Source organism: Flavobacterium sp. 21.1 (genome assembly GCF_057801535.1).
Genome location: NZ_JBYNXA010000003.1, coordinates 91,738 through 112,988 on the forward strand (window position 1 = coordinate 91,738; position 21,251 = coordinate 112,988).

A 21,251-nucleotide genomic window follows, 5' to 3' on the forward strand; every position below is an offset into this window, starting at 1 on the left:
TAAATGCAGCAAATAATTAATTTTATACTTAAAAACAGCATCCGATTGCTGTTTTTGCTGCTTTTGATAACATCGTTAACACTTACCATTCAATCGCATTCCTATCACAGAAGCCAATTTGTAAGTTCCGCTAACGATGTGACCGGAGGGGTTTATCAGCGCATCAACAATGTGAAAGAGTATTTCCATTTGAGAAAGCAGAATAACGATCTTGCCAAAGAGAATGCTTATCTAAAAGAATTACTGTACAATAAACCCGATACGGTTATCGCTTCCACCGAATTGATTCCGAGAGGTTATGAAGACATTAAGGTAATTCAGTCGAAGGTAATCAACAATTCATTCAACGTTCCCGAAAACTATCTGACCATCAACAGCGGAAGCAAAGACGGTATTAAAGCCGACATGGGTGTAGTAAACAGTTTGGGAATTGTCGGAATTGTAGAAAAGACTTCCAAAAATTACGCTACGGTTCAGAGTATCCTGAACATCAAATCGCAAATTAACGCCAAGATCAAGAAATCGAATCACTTTGGTTCGTTGATTTGGAATGCGAAAAACGTTGGTTATGCACAGTTAATTGATGTACCAAGGTTAGCATCGGTCCGCAAAGGAGATACTATTGTTACCGGAGGACGTTCGGTAATCTTCCCGGAAAATATTCCGATTGGAAAAATCGACAGAATATTCATTGACAAGACGACGAATTACTATACGATCAATATCCGTCTGTTCAATGACATGACAAATTTAGGTCACGTGTATGTGATTGAAAATGTAAAACGCAAGGAAATCATTAAATTAGAAGAAGAAACAAAACCTAATGAATAGCACTTTTCTCCTAAATATTTTTCGGTTTGTGGCTTTGCTTGCCCTTCAGATAGTGCTGTTTAACAACATCAACTTCTTAGGATATGTAAACCCTTTTCCTTACATTTTATTCATCATCCTATACCCGGTTAACGCAAACAGAGCCGGACTCCTGCTGTCAAGTTTCTTACTTGGTCTGACCATGGACATGTTCTGCAATTCCGGAGGCGTTCACGCAACTGCCTGTTTGGTTTTGGCGTACTTCAGACCGTCCATTTTTAAATTTGCTTTTGGTATCAGTTACGAATACCAAACTGTTAAAATTGCGGACAAACTTTCTCCGGAACGCTTTTCATTTATTCTCATTGCAGTTTTACTGCATCATTTGGTATTATACCTGTTAGAAATCTTCCGATTTAATTTCGTTTGGGAAATTTTATTGCGAACTTTACTAGCCACAATCTTTACACTACTACTTTGCATTATAATTATATACTTAATTAAGCCGAGTAAACGATGAGAAAATTATTCTTGCCCAGTTTCATTGTTGTTATTGCACTAGTATTAATAGCAAGGCTTTTCTATTTGCAGATTTTAGACGATTCTTATATTAAGAAATCGGATAACAATGCAATTAAGATCGTATATGATTATCCGGAACGCGGCTATATCTATGACCGTCACGGAAAACTTCTGGTTGCCAATCAGCCTTCTTATGACATCATGGTAATCCCTAAGGAGATCAAAAATCTTGACACCTTAGAGTTCTGCACCATCCTAAACGTCACTAAAGAAGATTTTATAAAAAAAATCGAGAAAGCGAAGGTCTACAGTCCACGACTTCCTTCTGTTTTCCTTGCACAGCTGAATAAAAACGAGTACGCTGCTTTCCAGGAAAAAATCAGAAAATACGAAGGTTTTTACATCCAGAAACGTTCGTTGCGTGATTATCAGGTGAATGTCGGCGCAAACGTTTTCGGTTATATCACCCAGGTAAACGATGCCATCATAAAAAAATACCCTTATTACAAAAGCGGTGACTTGATCGGTATGCAGGGCGTGGAACAAACTTATGAAGAAGTTTTGCGTGGAGTAAAAGGCGTAAAATACCGTCAGCGCGATCGATTCAATAAAGACATCGGCCCCTACAAAGAGGGGATTTACGATACGATTGCCGTTCAGGGAAAAGATATCACATTGACACTCGATGCTGAACTTCAGGCGTATGGAGAAGCATTAATGAAAAACAAACGCGGAGGAATCGTGGCAATCGAACCAAAAACAGGCGAGATTTTAGCTTTAGTTACGGCACCATCGTATGATCCCGCTATTTTAGTGGGAAGAGAACGTTCTAAAAACTACACGGCATTATATAACGACTCCATCGCTAAACCTTTGTTCGACAGAGGTTTGTTAGCCGAGTATCCACCCGGATCCCCATTCAAGATCTTGACCGCTTTAGTTGCGCTACAGGAAGACGTCATTGATGAAAACACCCAATTCGTATGTAACCATGGTTGGTCGTACGGGCGAGGTTCTTTTATGAAATGTCACTGTGGTGGCGGTGTGCGTAATTTGAATGTAGGAATCTATAAATCATGTAATGCATACTTTGGCAATGTTTACAAATTGACTATCGACAAATTCCAAAAACCACGTTATGGCGTAAATGCATGGAGTGGTCACCTGAAAAGTTTCGGGCTTGGAAATTTCATGGGCTATGATTTGCCACCGGGAAGAAAAGGACATATACCAACCTCAAACTATTACGACCGCTGGTACCCTAATGGTGGCTGGAGAAGCACAACCATTATATCAAATTCAATTGGTCAGGGAGAGGTATTGATGACCCCGATTCAATTGGCCAACATGATGGCTACCGTTGCCAATGAAGGTTATTACTATACCCCTCATATCATTAAAAAGATCAAAGGGCAGCAAATCGACAAAAAGTTCCGAACCAAACACATCACTACGATCGACAAGCAATATTTCACACCCATCATAAACGGTTTGCATGATGTATTCAACTTTGGTACCGCCGCCGGAGTGCGCGTGGAAGGAATAGAAATATGCGGAAAAACAGGTACCGCGGAAAACTTCACCAAAATTAACGGCCAAAGAGTTCAGCTTCAGGACCACTCTGTTTTCGTTGCTTTCGCGCCACGACACGATCCAAAAATTGCCATCGCCGTATTAGTTGAAAACGGGCACTATGGCGCAACTTGGGCAGCGCCGATCAGCAGTTTGATGATTGAAAAATACATCAAAAAAGATACTATTACCCGAGTTGACCTTGAACGTCGCATGATGGAAGGAAGTCTTCAGGCCGAATACGATAAAGTTATCAACGGTTTTTATGTTGACCCTAATTGGGAGAAGAAAAAAGAGGCCGAAACTAAAGCTAAAGAAGATTTAAAAACAGACACAAAATCCGGCGAGAAAAAAGAGGAAAAAAAGGAAAGTCAGCAAAAAAACAACGCGAACGTAAAAACGACCGATCCTAACAGAAAAACAGCGGCTACTGGTAAAACAGAAACCGAGAAAAAACAGAAGGCAGAAACGAAATGAAAAATCAAAGCGTTGTAAATAACATCGATTGGATTACTGTGCTTATCTACGCTATCCTTGTGATCATGGGTTGGATGAACATCTATTCTGCTTCTCTACCCCTTGAAGAGACATCCTTTTTCGATTTGACACAGATTTATGGAAAACAAATGCTTTTCATAATCATGGCCATTCCATTGATTTTTGTGATCCTTTCCATGGACGCCAAAATATTTGAAAAATACTCGACTGTCTTTTACATTCTCGGCATTTTTTTGTTACTGGGCCTCTTCGCTTTTGGTAAAACCATTAAAGGGCAAACCAACTGGTATCAGTTCGGAGGATTTGGTTTTCAGCCTTCCGAATTCGTAAAAACTGCCACAGCTTTGCTTCTGGCTAAGCTTGTCAGTGACACACAAATCAACCTGAAATTATTCAAACACCAGGTAATAGCTTTAGCCATTTTCGGTTTTCCGGTATTTTTGATCTTACTTCAACCCGATGCCGGTAGTGCGATGATATTCCTCTCTTTAATATTTGTATTGCATCGAGAGGGTTTACCAAGCTGGTATTTATGGACGGGTTTCATAGGTATTGCTTTGTTCATTCTGGCACTGATCGTAAAACCTACATTCTTAATTGGTTTTGTGCTTTTGGTAATGATTATCCACTTCATTTTCAATACTCGAATTACCCGCAATCCGCTTATATACGCTATCGTTTTTATGACGATTACAGGAATGGTTTTATCGGTGGATTATGTCTATGAAAACGTGTTAGAGCCCCATCAGAAAGACCGTATTAACGTCTTGATTGGGGAAGACGTTAACATGCAAAAAGAAGGTTACAATCTTAATCAGTCCATGATTGCGATCGGTTCGGGAAGCTGGTTAGGAAAAGGGTATCTCGAAGGCACCCAGACCAAAGGAGGTTTCGTTCCGGAACAACATACGGATTATATTTTCACCACAGTAGGAGAAGAATGGGGCTTTGTCGGTGCAGCCGTAGTTATTTTCCTGTTCGTCTGTCTTTTTCTGCGTATAATTTATCTCGCAGAGCGGCAAAAAACCAAATTCAGCCGCATTTATGGTTATTGTGTAGCGACCTATCTCTTTACGCACTTCATGGTAAACATATCCATGCTTATTAAATTATTCCCGACTATCGGAGTACCGCTTCCTTTCTTTTCGTATGGAGGTTCGAGTTTGTGGGCATTTACGATCATGCTTTACATCTTCATTAAAATGGATGCCAATAAAGTTAATGAGTGGTAATTAAAAACTCCAGTTTTTATATTCAGATACTTTTTCCAATTTGCTTTCTTTTTCATCAGACAGTTTCGGAAAAAAATCGATTCCGGTCATTTTTTCTATAGTATCCACAGAAATTGCGAATTTATACAAAGGAAGATCTGAACTTTTATGCGGAACTAAAAATCCGATCATCTTCTTTCCGTCCTTGGTCATTAGTATTTTATAAAAATAATTTGGCACCGCTACTTTTTCTTTTCCAATGGTTTTCAGATTACCTTTGAGTACACCACCGGTTACTACGTAAAGTCCGTTGTATTTCTTCGCCCAATATCTAGTTTTTTGCTCCAAACGGTTCCAGACACCCTCATTAAAATCATGCTTTTGAGGTGATATATTAGAGGTGAAAAAAGTTTCTTCAAACGCTTTATAGGAACTCTTTCTGTCAGCGGCCGGGCACAAATGTCCCTTGTCATACCCCGAATTTTTATAATTTCTCCAATCAGCGGAATGTGTTTTTACTTTCGGATCCTGAACAAAAAAAGGCCGTTTGAAATCACGGTTTGAAAAATCAGCAGCTGTTAGTTCATAAGCCACCCACTGGGACTGTTCAAATTTTTCCACATAAGAAAAAGAGTAACCGTCACGATGGATTATACTACCGTCAGTACCTGTTGGATAGAAATCAAACGGAGAGACAATCGATAACGGCTTCGTTTCCGGCTTCGTTTCTTGCACTTTGGTTGTTTTTTCCACCAAAGAATCCACATTATCAGATACGGGTCCAATTGTCTTTTCTCGGCAGGAATACATTGAAAACAGTAGAAATAAAGCAAGTATTTTCATGGATTGATTCTATAAGATTTATCGCAAACTATTGATTTATGCTTCAATATTTAATAAATTTGTAAAGATATTAATTCAAAAGAAGCCCCTATGAAAATAAAAACAAATTTAATCGTAATAATTACTATCATGGGATTCCAAATCGGATTCTCACAGGAGCCCGCAAAACCAGTCGAAAATCCGATTCCTGCTACGGAAAAATCCTCAATTGACGTAGCAAAAGAAAAAGAACTGGCTGAAAAGGAAAAGGCTAAAATGGAGAAAGAGATAAAGAAAGCGGAAAAAGAAAAAGAAAAGCTCGATGACGCAAAAAAAGATGTTGAAAAAGCCAAGGACAAACTGAAAGACGCTAAAGAAGAACTCGAAAAAGAGCAGAAAAAATTTGACCGAAAAATGGAAAAAGGCAAATTAGACACGGATCAGGAACTGAAAGCGAGAAAAAGACTTTTGAAACTTCTTGAAAAACAACAAAAATGTGAAGAACAACTTCAGAAAAAACAAAAAACATTAGATAAATTAATGAAATAAAAAAAAGCCATTCACAATGTGAATGGCTTTTTTTTATTGCTTGAGCGGTTTTATTTATTTAACCTCCACTAATTTACTTTTCTTCTCTTTCAAATTGATCGTTCCTTTTGCAATTGTATTGGATTTCATATCCGAAAGAATCTTCATGGCTTCCTCTACATAAACATCATTGGCTAAACTTTCATGCCATCTTTCTCTTTTCTGTGCAAGTACAGAATCCTTTTTAAACATTTCTTGCTCATACGCTAATGAACTAAATTTCAAAGTACTTTTGTAGTCAGTCAATGCTTTAAATTTCTTAGCGGTTACTTCTACAGCGTCTTCATCAGCTTTGAACTTTTTGAAATTCAGACTGTAAGTATTAATGTCTTTACGTTCGTTAATCCATTTAGCATTCTCGTCGATTAATTTGAATTGCGGACTAGCTGCCATTCTGGCTTTGCTTTTAGCAATTACATCATCAAAACTAGCTGTTTTACTTACTTTATAGGATGCCTCGTCAATTTTATCCCAAGGCATGGCATTATCAACATCGCGCTCGCCCATTTCGATATAAGAATATCGGTCCGGCATTACGATATCACTCAATACACCTTCTCTTTGGGTTGAACCTCCGTTAATTCTATAGAATTTCTGCGTTGTTGTTTTCAAAGCACCTAAATCTCCGAAAGAACTGCTTCTCACAAACTGATTCAGATCAATCACATTTTGCACGGTTCCTTTTCCGTAGGTATGTTTACTTCCGATCACAATTCCGCGTTTGTAATCCTGAATAGCTGCAGCGAAAATTTCAGAAGCGGAAGCTGAGAAATTATTCACCATTACTACCAATGGACCATCCCATTGTACACGAGAATCTTTATCATACAGAACCTCTTTTTTTCTACCTGATGATTTCACCTGCACTACCGGTCCGTCTTCGATAAACAAACCGACCATATCCACAACGGTCTGAAGTGAACCTCCACCGTTATCTCTTAAATCCATCACAATACCTTCTACTCCTTGTGCTTTCAATCTTTCAATTTCCTGAGCCACATCTTTGTAGGCATCTCTTTTATCTTTATTTTCAAAATCAATGTAGAATTTAGGCAAATAGATAACACCATATGTTTTGTCACCGTCTTTAACGACGCTTGATTTCGCATACGTTTCTTCCAATTCCACCACTTCACGAATGATTTTGATAATTTTTATGGTACCGTCAACTTTCTTCACGGTTAGGCGAACTTCAGTTCCTTTTTTACCTTTGATCTTTTTAACAACATCGTCGATTCGCATACCTACAACATCAACCGGTTCTCCGTCGCCTTGGGCAACTTTCAGAATTAAATCACCTTGCTCCAACTCTTTACCTCTCCACGCCGGTCCACCCGGAATCAACTCGGATATTTCAGTAATGTCATTTTTCTTAACTAAACGAGCTCCGATTCCTTCCAAGGTTCCGCTCATGCTGATGTCGAATTTATCCTTTTCTTCAGGAGCAAAATAGAAAGTGTGCGGATCAAATCGCTCTACAATTGAATTCAAGTATACTGAAAACCAATCACTTCTATCCAACTCACCCACAAATTCAAAATATTCATTCAGTGATTTTAAAGTGGTTTCACGCGAATCTTCCTCTAATTTACCAAACGTTTTTTCGGTATACTTCGGATCTTTTTTCTTTTTGTCTTCCTCTAATTTCAATTTATCAGTAATCGACGAAAGTACGGACAGTTTAAGCTGTTTCTCCCAACGGTCTCTCAATTCTGTTTTATTTTTCGAGAAAGGCATTTTCTCATAATCCGTATTGATATTGTCTTCTTTGTTGAAATCAAACGGTTTATCCAGAATCTCTTTGTAGATTTTTTCAGACTCTTTCATACGCTCCATTAAACGACCATACGTCAATTCAAAGAATTTCAGATCCTTGTTTTTGATCTGGTCATCAATCTGCGTTTCATATTTCTTAAATTCGTCAATATCGGATTGTACAAAGAAACGTCTTGAAGGATCTAATGCGTCAATATATTCCTTATAAACACTTTTTGAAAATGTATCGTCCATTGCTATCGGATCGTAATGCCCCTTCTCCAAAACAAAAGTCAATAATTCCAGTAAAAGCTTATCTTTTTCCGGATCTTCTTTTTTGGTAGGCATAAAACTCCATAGTACTGCAGATAAAGCCATTATCAACAATACAATCTTATAATTTCTCTTCATAAATTGCCAAAAAGTATTCATTACTATTTTTCACTAAATTACATAAAAAAGAAAGCCTCTTTCTTAATGTTCCAATAATTTTTTGTTAAAGGTTTCTTTTCACCTTCCTATTCAAAATCAAAAATTGTACCAACACACATTTAGAAATTGCTTACTTTAGCGAAAGTAAAAAAATAATGGCGGAATGGCACAAAAACCTTTGATATTAGTCACCAACGACGACAGCATTACAGCACCGGGAATCCGCGCACTGATTGAAGTGATGAAAGAATTAGGCGAGGTGATAGTTGTGGCGCCCGACAGTCCGCAATCGGCCATGGGACATGCCATTACCATCAACAATACGTTGCATATTGAAAAAGTCGTAATCGATAAAGAACTTGAAAATGAATACAGTTGTTCCGGAACGCCGGTTGATTGTGTTAAAATAGCAGTGCATGAAATCCTGAAACGCAAACCCGATTTGTGCGTATCAGGAATCAATCACGGTTCGAATTCATCCATCAACGTAATTTATTCCGGAACTATGTCGGCCGCCGTGGAAGCCGGTATCGAGGGAATTCCTGCTATCGGATTCTCCCTTTTGGATTACAGCTGGAGCGCCGATTTTGAACCGGTAAAGCCTTATGTGAAGAAAATAGTGGAGGAAGTTTTGGAAAGAGGTTTACCCGAAGGCGTGGTTTTAAATGTCAACCTTCCTAAAAAACCCATAAAAGGAATTAAAGTCTGCCGACAGGCCAAAGCCGTGTGGGAAGAACGATTTGACAAGCGAACTAACCCACAGGGAAAGGAATATTACTGGCTGACCGGAGAATTTGTCAACCTTGACAAAGGCGAAGACACCGACGAATGGGCGCTGAAACACAATTATATTTCAGTTGTTCCCGTTCAGTTTGACCTGACCGCTCATCATGCCATTCAGCAATTAAACAGCTGGGATCTAAAATAATTACGAATCAGAAATTACAAAATGGATAAAAAAGATCTATTTATCGGTTTTATTGTTGGAATAATAACAGCCACTTTCGGGTGCATGTTAATTTTATATTTTTTTGCCCACGCCCGTTCCCTGGAAGATATTCAAATAGTTCGTGCGCAGGGCCTATTGGGAAAATTAATCACCCTTGGCGCTATTATTAATCTGATCGTTTTTGCAATTTTATTAAAACTGAACAAAGAATTAATGGCCAAAGGCGTTATTTTAGCGACGATAGTTTTCGCAGTTCTAACGGTAATCCTATAACAATGAAATACTACATCATAGCGGGTGAAGCATCCGGCGATTTGCACGGTTCTAATTTGATGAAGAACATTTTGAAAGAAGATCCAACTGCTGAAATCCGTTTCTGGGGTGGCGACCTTATGCAGCAGGCCGGCGGCACTCTGGTCAAACATTACCGTGATTTGGCTTTCATGGGCTTTGCCGAAGTAATTGCAAATCTGAAGACCATTCTCAACAATATCAAAATTTGTAAAGCCGACATTCTGAATTTCAAACCTGATGTGATTATTTACATTGATTATCCTGGTTTTAATATGCGAATAGCCGAATGGGCCAAAAAACTGGGCATAAAAAACCATTACTACATTTCCCCGCAAATCTGGGCATGGAAGGAAAACCGAATCAAAGCCATTAAACGCGATGTCGACAAAATGTATGTGATTCTTCCTTTCGAAAAGGATTTTTACGAAAAGAAACATCATTTTCCGGTGGAATTTGTAGGTCATCCGCTGATTGACGCAATTCATAACCGCCCGAAAACCGATGCCGCCGAATTTAAAAAAGCAAACAAATTAGACGACCGACCTATAATCGCTCTTTTACCCGGGAGCCGAAAACAGGAAATTTCCAAAATGCTGTCCGAAATGCTATCTGTTATGAAAGACTTCCCGGATTACCAGTTTGTGATTGCCGGTGCTCCCAGTCAGGAATATTCTTTTTATCAACAGTTTCTGACCAACGATCAGGTACATTTCATTTCCAACAAAACCTACGATTTGCTAAGCGTGGCATATGCTGCTTTGGTTACTTCCGGTACAGCGACGCTGGAGACTGCCTTATTTAAAGTTCCGGAAGTCGTACTATATAAAGGCAATTGGATCTCCTATCAGATCGCCAAACGCATCATTACCCTGAAATACATTTCGCTTGTTAATCTGATCATGGATAAAGAAGTCGTAACCGAATTGATTCAGGACGATTGTAATCCGAAAAAGATAAAAATCGAACTGGAAAAATTGTTGCGTCCGGAATACCGCAAGACAGTTTTGGAAAATTACGATCTACTTGAAGAAAAATTAGGCGGTGAAGGTGCGAGTGCAAAGACAGCACAGTTGATTTATGCTTCCATAAAATAAATCGTATTTATAAAAAGTAGGAATTTTCTTTAATTTTATTATTTTCTGTATATCTTTGATATTATGAAAATGACAAAATTTCCTATAATACTACTTACCGTATTTTTTCTGTTTGGCATTGTCGCAAATTTTTATTTGCGACCCAACATGACATGGATAATAGTTAGCAGTCTGATTGCATTAGTACTTTTCGGCATTCAGTTCCGACTTTCGAACAAACACTTCTTACAGAAAAATAATTTCGCTCTTTCTGCGTATCTGCTTTCTTTTTGCGTGGGAATGTCAACCCATTCACTTCATTATCAACCCGACTACAAAAACCATTACAGTCATCATTTAATCGAAGATACTACAATCCGCGGAACCGTTTCCGAAAGATTAAAACCAAATGCCTTTGCAGAAAAATATTATTTCAAAATCCACAATATAAACGGCAAAAAGGTCTTTGGAAAAATATTGCTGTCGGTTTCTAAAAAAGAAAGAAAGGAACAATTTCATGCAGGCGACAAATTGCTGATAAAAGGATTACCCTGTTTGGTTCCAAAATCCTTCAATCCCAACCAGTTTGATTATGCTGCCTACCTAGAAAAGCAGGATGTTTATCATCAACTTTACTTGCAATCGGGTACTTATCGAGAAATCGGCATAGCAAAAAACTTTGATTACTACGTCGAAAACTATCGAAGTGCTTTACTGAACAGTTTCCGACAGCATCGGTTTTCAGAAAGTACAAACCATGTACTCTATGCTTTATTGCTCGGACAGCGACAGGACATGGATCTTCAGACCAATGCCGATTACACCAATGCCGGGGTAATTCATATATTGGCGATTTCGGGTCTGCACATTGCCATACTGTATGCCCTTTTACTCTTTTTCTTAAAACCGTTAGACCGTCTGAAAAACGGAAAACTAATACAGTTTATAATTATCATAGCTTTTCTTTGGCTCTTTGCAATACTGTCTGGACTGTCGGCATCGGTAGTGCGTTCGGTAGTAATGTTCAGCATTATCAGTTTTGGCAGGTACCTTAATAAATCGGGAAACATTTATAACACCTTAGCCGTTTCAATGACGATCATCTTACTGTTTAATCCAAACTTTCTTTTTGATGTAGGATTCCAATTGAGTTATATCGCCGTCTTTTCAATTGTATGGCTGCAACCTTTTTACAGTTCGTTGCGACTTTCAAAATACAGATCGATCAATTATTTTGCAGACATCCTTACGATTTCATTTGTAGCACAAATTGGGGTTTTACCGCTGAGCCTGTACTATTTCCACCAGATTCCTTTATTGTTTTTTTTGGCGAACTTAGTGGTCATTCCGCTTTCAAGTTTTGTACTGATTTTGGGGATCATTGTGCTCGCCTTAAATTTCATCACCCCCACAATTGCAATCGTGTTTGGAAAAGTGTTGGAAATCTCAATTGACCTGATGAATCAATACATTGCGTGGATTGCTTCTTTTGAAAAATTTGCGATCAAAGATATTCCCTTCTCATTCTCTCTATTGCTGATTTCCTATCTTGTTCTAACGGCTTTGGTGCTTTGGTTTTATGAAAAAAAATATTCGAAACTTGTTCTGTTTTTAAGCAGTGCGCTGACTTTTGAAGTTATGCTTCTATTTGCGATATGGGAAACCAAACAAGGGAGTGAGTTTGTCATTTTCAACAGTAGAAAAAACACCCTGCTGACAGAAAAACGGAATGGCAAAGTAAAAGTCTACACCAACGACACTTTACCTCGTGAAAATGCAAATCTGAAAACTTACAATCTCGGCAATTTCAATCAGGATTTTGAAATTCGTCCTTTGCAAAATGTCATTTACTACAAGCAAGAAAAAATATTGATTATTGACAGTCTCGGCATTTACTCCCTCAAACAAAAGCCAGACATCCTGTTATTAACCCAATCTCCAAAAATAAATCTGGTCCGGGCGATCACAATGATTCATCCAAAACTGATAATTGCCGACGGAACGAATTACAAAAGTTACGTAAAGCGATGGGAGACGACTTGCGAAAAAGAAAAAATCCCTTTTCACGCTACTTCGGAAAAGGGATTCTATAGGATTGAAAATTAATTCATTTTTTTAAGTTCTTCGATTACCTGATCGGCGGTCATGTATCCGACTATTGGCGCTTTCACTTCACCTGTTTTATCAAAAACATACATCGAAGGATAGCCCTGAACCTGTAAGAAATTGGTAAACTCATGAGCCGAATTACGCCCTTTTCTATTCGGGTCATATCCTGGATTCGCATATTTTTTATCCTTATAAGTCACTTCAAAATTACCTTCTCCGTTAAATTTAACCGGATAGTAATTTGCGCTGATGTACTCTACAAATTTAGGATCATGAAAGGTGTTTTTGTCCAGCATTTTGCAAGGGCCACACCAATCCGTGTATACATCCATGAAAATTGGTTTTGCCTTTTTCGGCTTATCTTTCTGAAGTTTCAAAGCCTCATCCAATGTCATCCATTTGATTTCTTTAGCATCTGTCTGTTGCGCTTGTACTGCCAGATTTCCTAAAACAAACAATACGGCAAATAGTATCTTTTTCATCTTATTATCCTTTTTTATTATTATTCAAAATTTGATTAGCTCCTGAAATCCAGGCTTCCGGTCCACCGGCAACATATCCCGTGCTGCCCAATTGCGTGAAATTGGTTTTTCCGTCTTTCGTGTCTGCATTTACAAACCAAATGGTAGGATACCCCTGAATTTTAAATGCACTTTGCAAAGAGTAATTTTGTTGTTGCAATGTCGGATCCAATTGTTTCTTTCTTGGAAAATCCAATTCTACAAGTACCACATTATCTTTGGCCCATTTGACAAATTCTTCTTTGAAAAAAACTTCTTTCTGCAAACGAATGCACCAGCCGCACCAATCACTTCCGGTAAAAAACAACATCAGCGGTTTGTGTTCTTTTTTCGAAATTTCCATGGCTTTATCGATACTTGTATGCCATGTCAACTCCCCTTCCTGAGCAGAAAGCACCAAAGAGTTCAAACAAATGAACAATCCTAAAAGTAATTTCTTCATCTTATTTTCTTTTTAATCAGCTACTAAATAACAAAAATAATGCCGATTATTACTTAACGTCCTGCATTAATTTTTTCACCATTGGAGAAATGGCTATTAATGCGATTCCAGCAACCAAAGCATAGATAGCTAATTGCTCGTAGCCATCGGCGTATACATTTAATTTTTCAAGATTAGTGGCATTTTCGGAAGCTTCTGCGATATTAGCCCCTAACAAACCGGCAAAGTACTGTCCGTAAGCACTTGCGAGGAACCACATTCCCATAATTACCGCCTGCGTTTTCTGAGGCGATAATTTGGTCATCGCGCTCATTCCGATTGGCGAAAGACATAATTCACCGAATGTGATGATGAACCAACCGAAGGTAAACAAGTCCAAAGATGTTTTACCAGACGCATCGGCAAAGAATTTAGTATAGTAGAAAACCCAGAAACCACCAGCCAGGAATAAGAATCCTAAACCGAATTTCACCACGGTATTAGGTTCAATTTTTCTTTTGTGCATCCATAACCAAACCATTCCGATCAAAGCAGCAAAAGCGATTACGAATAAAGAGTTCACCGCATTGTTAACTCCGTTAGGATCTAACCTTACACCTAATAAACGGTTATCCAAATTATTTGCGGCGAATGCACTTAATGAACCTCCACTCTGTTCAAAAAAGGCCCAAAACACAATGGAAAACAACATAAAAATCACAGCTGCTATCAATTTTTTGTTTTGTGAAGCGGAGAAATCCTTCATTTCATAAAACAAGTACAATATTGAAACCGGACCAATGATGTACATGAACCAATCCGTATATACCGTATTTGAAACCATGACCATTATTATGGGAATGATTAGAATTGAGCCGACATAAGTCAAAATTTCATACAGTCGTCGTTTCGACTTATCAATATGAGCCAATGGTGATAAACCTATCGCGCCCAAACTCTTCTGCGTCTGTGTAAATGTTAACAAACTAATGATCATTACTATTGCCGCAAACCCAAAAGCAGCGTTCCATCGTAAACCTTCAGGGACCAAACCACTCCATAATTCGCCTTTTCCAACAGCCACGCAAATGTAACCTCCAATAAGCGCTCCTAAATTAACACCGGCATAAAACAAAGAAAATCCGGCATCCCTTCTGTTATCATCATCTCTATAAAGTTTACCTACCATAGATGAAATGTTCGGTTTAAAAAAACCGGTTCCCACTATAGTAAAACTAACCCCAATAAAGAAAAACTGCTTGGGATCGATTGACAAGATTACACTTCCTACGATCATCAAAAGTCCACCCCAAAAAAGTGACTTTCTAAAACCAAAAATCTTATCTGCGAAAAGTCCGCCAATAAAAGTGAATGCGTAAACCCATGCCTGTGTAGCGCCGTATTGTAAATTTGCAATGGTATCGTCCATCATCAGCTGATGCACCATAAAAAAGTACAGCATCCCGCGCATACCGTAGAAACTGAAACGCTCCCACATCTCGCTAAAAAATAAATACCAAAGCTGTTTCGGGTATTTCCCTTCAAAATTCTGGATATCGTTTATCTTTATTCCCTTGAAATCCTGAATTTCATCTATAGTTGAACTCATTGTAATTTATTGTTATTTTTAATTTAATCCCTTTTCTTTCATAACTGCATTCAATCGTTTCAGGATTGACAATCCCAATAACGTGGCAAACAATAGAAGTAAACAATTTACTAGGAAAAAGTTCGCTTTATTTTCATAATCATACCACATACTCGCCAATACTCCAGACAATTTGTTTCCTATGGAAATCGACAGGAAGAACCCTCCCATCATCAGGGCCGTTAATCGCGGCGGACTAAGTTTCGAAACGATGGAAAGTCCCATTGGCGACAAACACAATTCCCCTATGGTAATTACTCCGTAGGTTCCCACTAGCCAAAGTGGTGATACCTTAACAGCTCCGTTACTTCCTATATAAACCGCTGCGACCATAACTAAACAGGATAACGCTGATATGAAAAGACCCAAAACAATTTTAGAAGGGGTGGTTGGTTCTTTGCCTCTCTTTCGCATAAACATAAAGAAGCCCACCACCACAGGAGTCAGTAAAATGATCCAGCCCGGATTCACCGATTGGAATAATTCAGTGTTAATTAAAGAAACGGTCTGTTCCGGATTTTTTTCCAGTTCGGCGCGTTGTTTGTCAGAGACATTGGTAAAATACACATCTTTCCCCTGCTCCTTAACCGGCTCACCTGCATCATCTTTTACGGCTTGGAACTGGTTATCATATTTCTGAACTTCCTTGGTCTGAAAATCTTTTTGATCCACCAGATAAATTCCGGTCAAAGCTTTTTCAGTAGATCCTGTTACCTGTCTGTCGGTGTAATAATTAGCCCAACGGGTTAAAGCCGTCCCGTTTTGTTTGAAGACCGCCCAAAACAACATCCCGACCGCAAAAATAGCCAAAAGCGCTCCCAAGGGACGTTTGTCTTCGTGATTCGCTTTCAGATACAGGCGAACATAAAAAACGATAATCGGGATACAGGCAAAAATGAATGCATCAGTAGAGTCACTTTTGAAAATATTGTCCGGAATCATCCATCCTATGGCTCCGCAAATGATCGCAGGTAAAAAAACCATTCCAAGAATTCGGCCTAAACTGATATCCCCTTCCTGCACCGGCTTCATCACATTGGCACTCTGCAGATGTTTTCTGCCTAAAGTAAAAATGATCAGACCAATGAACATTCCCACACCTGCCGTTATAAACGCAGCACTCCAGCCGTATTGGTTACGCATAAAAGCAGCGATGATATTACAAATGAAGGCACCGATATTGATTCCCATATAGAAAATATTGTACCCGGCATCTTTATTGGCTTTGTATTCTTCGGTTGAATATAAATTCCCAACCAGCGTTGAAATACTCGGCTTAAAGAATCCGTTACCGATGATTATCAGTGCCATTGAAACATAAAAGGCAGTGATATCATGAAATCCTAATCCGATGTAGCCCAATCCCATCAGGAAACCTCCCAGATAAATTGCTTTAAAATAACCGAGTACGCGGTCCGCCAGATAACCGCCCAAAAACGGAGTCAGATAAGTTAAGGCGATGTAGGTTCCGAAGATGTCATCGGCGTATTTATCAGAAAAAGCCAAACCGCCGGTTGCGGCAGGGTCAATCATGTATAAAACAAAAATCCCGATGATTAAATAGTATCCGAAACGTTCCCACATTTCGGTAAAAAACAAAAAGAGCAATCCTTTCGGATGTTTATTTCTCATAGAAGTTATATTAAAAAAAGCCCGCAGGTTTTCCTACGGGCTTGAAAGGTATAAAATATTTTTGAATTGGCTTATTACACGCCGTGCATCATTTTCTTTAAACTCGGTGATAAAAAAGCTAAAATAACTGCCGCAATACCACAAAGTATCACAAACACCATGAAGAATTCAAATAAGTTATGAATTGTAAATCCAGCAAATGTTTTGTGTTCACATTTGATTAAGTTTTCATTTTCAATTTTACTTAAATTTTCATCAGAAAGAAATTTTAATTTCGATATGTCAATTTTAAATTTCTCTTTTGATTCTTGTTTTAATTTTTTTAATTCTTCTTGTTTAGTATTAAATTCTTTCCTTTGAGAATCAATTATTTTTGCATTTTCAGATTGTAATTTTTCAAATTCTTTTTTCAATTCTACATTTTTACCAAAATCAGCTACTGCTAAGTTTGATTGCGCTAACAAGAATAATTCTTTTGAATTTGGTTGATACGTTTTATCTAATACTTTTTGTAAATCTATATTTTGCTCATTAGCAATTACGAATTTATCACCAGTTGCTGGCATAATTGCCCCTAACGAACCTGCTAAAGCATACCCGGCAGCATTAGCAATAAAGAAAACTCCATACAATAATGACGCAAATCTCTTTGGCGCTAATTTACCAACTAAAGATAGCCCAATTGGAGATAAACAAAGCTCTCCCATAGTTTGAATTAAGTATAATAACATTAACCATTTGATGGCTAATAAACCCGAATTACCTAAATCTTTTACATTGTGAGCAATAATAAAATAACTCAACGCAATTAAAGCCAAACCAATAGCTTGTTTCATTGGTGAAACCGGCTCTTTTCCTTTAGATCTTAATTTATCCCAAAGCAAACTGAACGGTAAAGCCAATGCCACTACAAAAAGACCGTTGAAAATCTGAACCATTGATGGTGGCATATCCCAACCAAAAATATGTCTGTCCGTTTGATTATCCGCAATGAACGTCAAGGATGATCCTGCTTGTTCAAAGGCTGCCCAGAAGAAGATAATAAAGAAAGAAACAATATAAATCACCCAAATTCTTTGTCTTTCTATTTTATTCTCTGCAGAACTCATAATTAAGAATGCTAATGAAATGCCCGCAGAATAAATAAACGGATAAATGATTCCTTTAATTAATTGCCCCATTTCTACTGAAGTAAAACCAAATTCACCCACTAATAAAAATCGAAACACAAAAAATAATACCGCAAATATTCCGATAGCAATACCTATTGATTTTCCTGTGAAATTCGCAGTTTGCGTTTCACCTTCTTCAAAATCATGGTGTGTATTGTGTTTTGGCAGACCTCCAATTGGCCTTCCTTCCGGAGTAACAACATACTTATTTTTAAGAACAAAGAATGTAATCGTTCCTATAATCATCGCAATCGAAGCTGCTAAAAAACCCCACTTGAAAGCGAAAATATCCCTAACTCCTTCATCATTTTTAACATCTCCTAAAAAAGGACAAATAAACTGCCCTAAAAAGGCGCCCATATTGATTCCCATATAGAAAATAGTAAAGGCCGAATCCAATTTACTTTTCTCTTGCTTAGGATACAAACTCCCAACCATGGAAGAAATATTCGGTTTAAAAAACCCATTCCCAAAAATGATGATGAATAAAGCCAACCACATAATTGTTTTAGCCCCCCCCATATTTGAAGTAAATGTTGAAGCGCTAAGGAACAACAAAAACTGACCAATTGCCATTAAGGTACCCCCAACTAAAATACAATTTCTGTTTCCTAAGTACTTATCGGAAATAAATCCACCCAAAAGTGGTGTTAAATAGCACAATGCCAAGAATCCTCCATAAATAATAGCCGCATCAGCCTCTTTAATCAATAGTGAATTCACCATGAAAAGTGTCAATAACGCCCGCATTCCGTAGAAATTGAAACGCTCCCACATCTCGGTTCCAAATAATACCCAAAGCCCTTTAGGATGTCCTTGTTTAGCTGTAATTTCGCTCATTTTTGTTTTTGGTATTTTAGCTTAATATTTACTGTTTATAGTTTCTCTTTGATAAAGTTGGTCATTTTCGTGTACAATTGTAAACGAGTTTTTCCACCGTAGATTCCGTGATTTTTGTCCGGGTAAAGCATCAAATCAAATTGTTTGTTTGCCTGTACCAGTGCTTCGATCATCTTCATGGTATTCTGAACGTGAACGTTATCGTCTCCTGTTCCGTGAACTAAAAGTAAATTACCTTTCAATTTACTTACGTGAGTAATCGGTGAATTATTGTCATAACCACTTGCATTTTCCTGAGGTGTCTGCATGTATCTTTCTGTGTAGATAGAGTCGTAATTTCTCCAGCTTGTTACCGGCGCTACAGCAATAGCTGTTTTGAACACATCTGCCCCTTGGAAAATACAGTTAGAAGCCATAAAACCTCCGTAGGACCAGCCAAAAATACCGATTCTTGATTTGTCAACATAAGCATAAGATCCAAAAACCTTAGCTGCGTCGATTTGATCTTCTACTTCAAATTTCCCTAATTCTTTCTGAGTACATTTTTTGAATTCCGCACCTTTAAAACCTGTTCCGCGACCGTCCACACAAGCAACGATGTAGCCTTGTTGCGCCAACATCATAAACCAATAGTCATCCGAACCGTTCCAGTCGTTATTCACCTGCTGAGACCCGGGACCCGAATACTGATACATGAATACCGGATATTTTTTAGTTGCATCGAAATCTTTCGGTTTAATCATCCAGGCATTTAACTTATGCCCTTTTTCAGTCGTCAATTCAAAGAACTCTTTTGAAGGCAAATCGTATTTCGCCAGTTTCGTCTCCAAAGCTTCGTTTGACACAATGGTTTTGATCACTTTCCCTGTTTTCACTTCGCAAAGTGTGTGCTTAGGCGCATTTTTTGCACTTGAAAACGAATTGATAAAATATTGGAAATTCGGGCTGAAAGTAGCTCCGTTAGTACCTGTTTGTGTAGTCAAACGTGTTTTTGAAGATCCGTTTAATTTAACACTGTATACGTCACGGTTAATGGAACCGTTTTCTGTAGATTGGAAGAAGATCACTCCATTTTTCTGGTCAAAACCATAGTAATGTGTTACTTCCCATTTACCTTTTGTAATCTGGTTTTTCAGTTTACCGTTTTTATCGTAATGATAAATATGGTTGAAACCGTCTTTTTCGCTGGTCCAGATAAAACTGTTGTCGTTTAAGAATGTTAAATTATCCGTCACATCAACATATGCTTTGTCTTTTTCATTCAAAACCACTTTAGTCGTACCTGAATTTCCATCAACGAACAATAAATCCAAATTATCCTGATGGCGGTTCAGTACCTGAGCACTTAAAGTGTTCGCATCGTTAGTCCACTGGATTCTTGCGATATAAAAATCATTGTATTTATCTAAGTTGATTTTTTTGGTAGCTGCTGATTTCAAGTCGTACACATGCAATGAAACCAAAGCATTTTTCTCACCTGCTTTCGGGTATTTAAAAACATTTTGAGCTGGGTATAATCCCTGAAGGTACATATCCATTGAAAATTCCGGAACCTGAGATTCGTCAAAACGGATAAATGCTAATTTATCACCGGATGCATTCCAGTCGAAAGCGCGTACGAAAGAGAACTCTTCTTCGTAAACCCAATCGGTAACCCCGTTAATTACGGCATTTTTCTTTCCGTCTGTAGTAACCTGAGTGTGTTTCTTTCCAGTCAGGTCATATACATATAAGTTATTCTGATACACGTATCCGATTTTACTACCGTCAGGAGAAAAAGTCGGCTCTTGTACTTTATAATCTGCTAATTTTGTAAGTGATTTAGTTGCGATGTCGTAGATGAAATAATCTGCAACAAAAGAATGACGGAAAATTGGGTTGGAATGATTCGCAATCAGAATTTTCTTTTCGTCTTTACTGAAGGTATAACTGTCAATCCCTTCCAATTCCTTGAAATTTTTTGAGTCAAGTAATGTGGACACCTTTTCCAGCGTAGCAAAATCATACAAATCAATCTGTGATGACTTTGTTGCACGATCAAAATTAAGCACCGTGTACTGGTTGGTATTCTTCATTGCTTCCAAGGCAGTCATTCCCTGCGTTCTGAAAGCCCCGCCCCAAATTTCTTCAAGGGTTACTTTTTGCTGTGCCATCGCTGTAAACGACGTTAACACCAACAAAAACAAGCATTTAAAAGTATTTTTCATAAATTTGATGGTAAAAAAACTCCCAATTTTAGTGAAAATTTGTCAATTGAGTACAATTTATTTTGTTAAAAGGAAAAAATAACACTTTTTAGCCCTTTGTTGTTAACCGATTATTTTAACGTTTCATCGACAAAAAAATCCTATCAGAAAATTAGAAACAGGATTTATCCTAACT

The 21,251-nt window shown here is 38.0% G+C and carries 17 protein-coding genes; 9 read left to right on the forward strand and 8 right to left on the reverse strand.

The genetic code is table 11. The features are described 5' to 3' along the window. Window positions 1-3 precede the first annotated feature (3 nt). Genes mreC through rodA form a run of 4 tightly spaced genes read left to right on the forward strand, consistent with a single transcriptional unit; the run spans window position 4 to window position 4,634 of the window. Window positions 4-831 (forward strand): rod shape-determining protein MreC, encoded by an 828-nt coding sequence (gene mreC, locus AC3E9U_RS07135; RefSeq protein ID WP_488746220.1) that lies wholly within the window; start codon window positions 4-6, stop codon window positions 829-831. Further along, entirely contained in the window at window positions 824-1,330 is a 507-nt protein-coding gene (locus tag AC3E9U_RS07140) for a rod shape-determining protein MreD (RefSeq protein ID WP_488746221.1), read from the forward strand. The genes mreC and AC3E9U_RS07140 overlap by 8 nt, the downstream gene beginning before the upstream one ends. Next, window positions 1,327-3,381 (forward strand): penicillin-binding protein 2, encoded by a 2,055-nt coding sequence (mrdA, locus tag AC3E9U_RS07145; RefSeq protein WP_488746222.1) that lies wholly within the window; start codon window positions 1,327-1,329, stop codon window positions 3,379-3,381. Before AC3E9U_RS07140 ends, mrdA begins: the two co-directional genes overlap by 4 nt. After that, window positions 3,378-4,634 carry a rod shape-determining protein RodA gene (rodA, locus tag AC3E9U_RS07150; protein WP_488746223.1) on the forward strand — a complete coding sequence of 419 codons (1,257 nt, stop codon included), beginning with the start codon at window positions 3,378-3,380 and terminating at the stop codon, window positions 4,632-4,634. The genes mrdA and rodA overlap by 4 nt, the downstream gene beginning before the upstream one ends. On the opposite strand, the gene AC3E9U_RS07155 is transcribed toward rodA, so the two are convergent. Beyond that, window positions 4,635-5,348, reverse strand: a complete 714-nt coding sequence (locus AC3E9U_RS07155; RefSeq protein ID WP_488746224.1) for a DNA/RNA non-specific endonuclease — start codon at window positions 5,346-5,348, stop codon at window positions 4,635-4,637. Window positions 5,349-5,546: 198 nt separating this feature from the next. Between AC3E9U_RS07155 and AC3E9U_RS07160 the strand changes: the two genes are divergently transcribed. Further along, window positions 5,547-5,984, forward strand: a complete 438-nt coding sequence (locus AC3E9U_RS07160; protein ID WP_488746225.1) for a hypothetical protein — start codon at window positions 5,547-5,549, stop codon at window positions 5,982-5,984. 54 nt (window positions 5,985-6,038) lie between these two features. Here the strand turns inward: AC3E9U_RS07160 and AC3E9U_RS07165 are convergent, their stop codons facing one another. After that, on the reverse strand, window positions 6,039-8,210 hold the full coding sequence (locus tag AC3E9U_RS07165; protein WP_488746226.1) for a carboxy terminal-processing peptidase: 2,172 nt from the start codon (window positions 8,208-8,210) through the stop codon (window positions 6,039-6,041). Between the two features lie 163 nt (window positions 8,211-8,373). Here AC3E9U_RS07165 and surE point away from each other — a divergent pair, with 163 nt between their 5' ends. From surE to AC3E9U_RS07185, 4 genes are all read left to right on the forward strand, one after another. Further along, on the forward strand, window positions 8,374-9,138 hold the full coding sequence (surE, locus tag AC3E9U_RS07170) for a 5'/3'-nucleotidase SurE (RefSeq protein WP_488746227.1): 765 nt from the start codon (window positions 8,374-8,376) through the stop codon (window positions 9,136-9,138). A gap of 21 nt (window positions 9,139-9,159) precedes the next feature. Continuing rightward, complete coding sequence (locus tag AC3E9U_RS07175; RefSeq protein ID WP_488746228.1) at window positions 9,160-9,432, forward strand: hypothetical protein; 273 nt, start codon at window positions 9,160-9,162, stop codon at window positions 9,430-9,432. 2 nt (window positions 9,433-9,434) lie between these two features. Further along, window positions 9,435-10,547 carry a lipid-A-disaccharide synthase gene (gene lpxB, locus AC3E9U_RS07180; protein ID WP_488746229.1) on the forward strand — a complete coding sequence of 371 codons (1,113 nt, stop codon included), beginning with the start codon at window positions 9,435-9,437 and terminating at the stop codon, window positions 10,545-10,547. A gap of 147 nt (window positions 10,548-10,694) precedes the next feature. Continuing rightward, complete coding sequence (locus AC3E9U_RS07185) at window positions 10,695-12,632, forward strand: ComEC/Rec2 family competence protein (RefSeq protein ID WP_488746230.1); 1,938 nt, start codon at window positions 10,695-10,697, stop codon at window positions 12,630-12,632. Here the strand turns inward: AC3E9U_RS07185 and AC3E9U_RS07190 are convergent. The 6 genes from AC3E9U_RS07190 to AC3E9U_RS07215 all read right to left on the reverse strand — a co-directional run bounded on the left by AC3E9U_RS07190 (window position 12,629) and on the right by AC3E9U_RS07215 (window position 21,076). Further along, a complete protein-coding gene (locus AC3E9U_RS07190; RefSeq protein WP_488746231.1) occupies window positions 12,629-13,117 on the reverse strand; it encodes a thioredoxin family protein in 489 nt (162 codons plus the stop codon). The genes AC3E9U_RS07185 and AC3E9U_RS07190 overlap by 4 nt on opposite strands. Before the next feature lie 4 nt (window positions 13,118-13,121). Continuing rightward, a complete protein-coding gene (locus AC3E9U_RS07195) occupies window positions 13,122-13,598 on the reverse strand; it encodes a thioredoxin family protein (RefSeq protein WP_488746232.1) in 477 nt (158 codons plus the stop codon). 49 nt (window positions 13,599-13,647) lie between these two features. Continuing rightward, the gene (locus AC3E9U_RS07200; protein ID WP_488746233.1) at window positions 13,648-15,186 is read right to left on the reverse strand and encodes a peptide MFS transporter; all 1,539 of its coding nucleotides are present in this window, start codon (window positions 15,184-15,186) and stop codon (window positions 13,648-13,650) included. 18 nt (window positions 15,187-15,204) lie between these two features. After that, a complete protein-coding gene (locus AC3E9U_RS07205) occupies window positions 15,205-16,857 on the reverse strand; it encodes a peptide MFS transporter (protein WP_488746234.1) in 1,653 nt (550 codons plus the stop codon). 74 nt (window positions 16,858-16,931) lie between these two features. Continuing rightward, window positions 16,932-18,869: an oligopeptide:H+ symporter gene (locus tag AC3E9U_RS07210; RefSeq protein WP_488746235.1), complete on the reverse strand. Its 1,938-nt coding sequence runs from the start codon at window positions 18,867-18,869 to the stop codon at window positions 16,932-16,934. A gap of 35 nt (window positions 18,870-18,904) precedes the next feature. Next, window positions 18,905-21,076: a S9 family peptidase gene (locus tag AC3E9U_RS07215; RefSeq protein ID WP_488746236.1), complete on the reverse strand. Its 2,172-nt coding sequence runs from the start codon at window positions 21,074-21,076 to the stop codon at window positions 18,905-18,907. Window positions 21,077-21,251 lie beyond the last annotated feature (175 nt).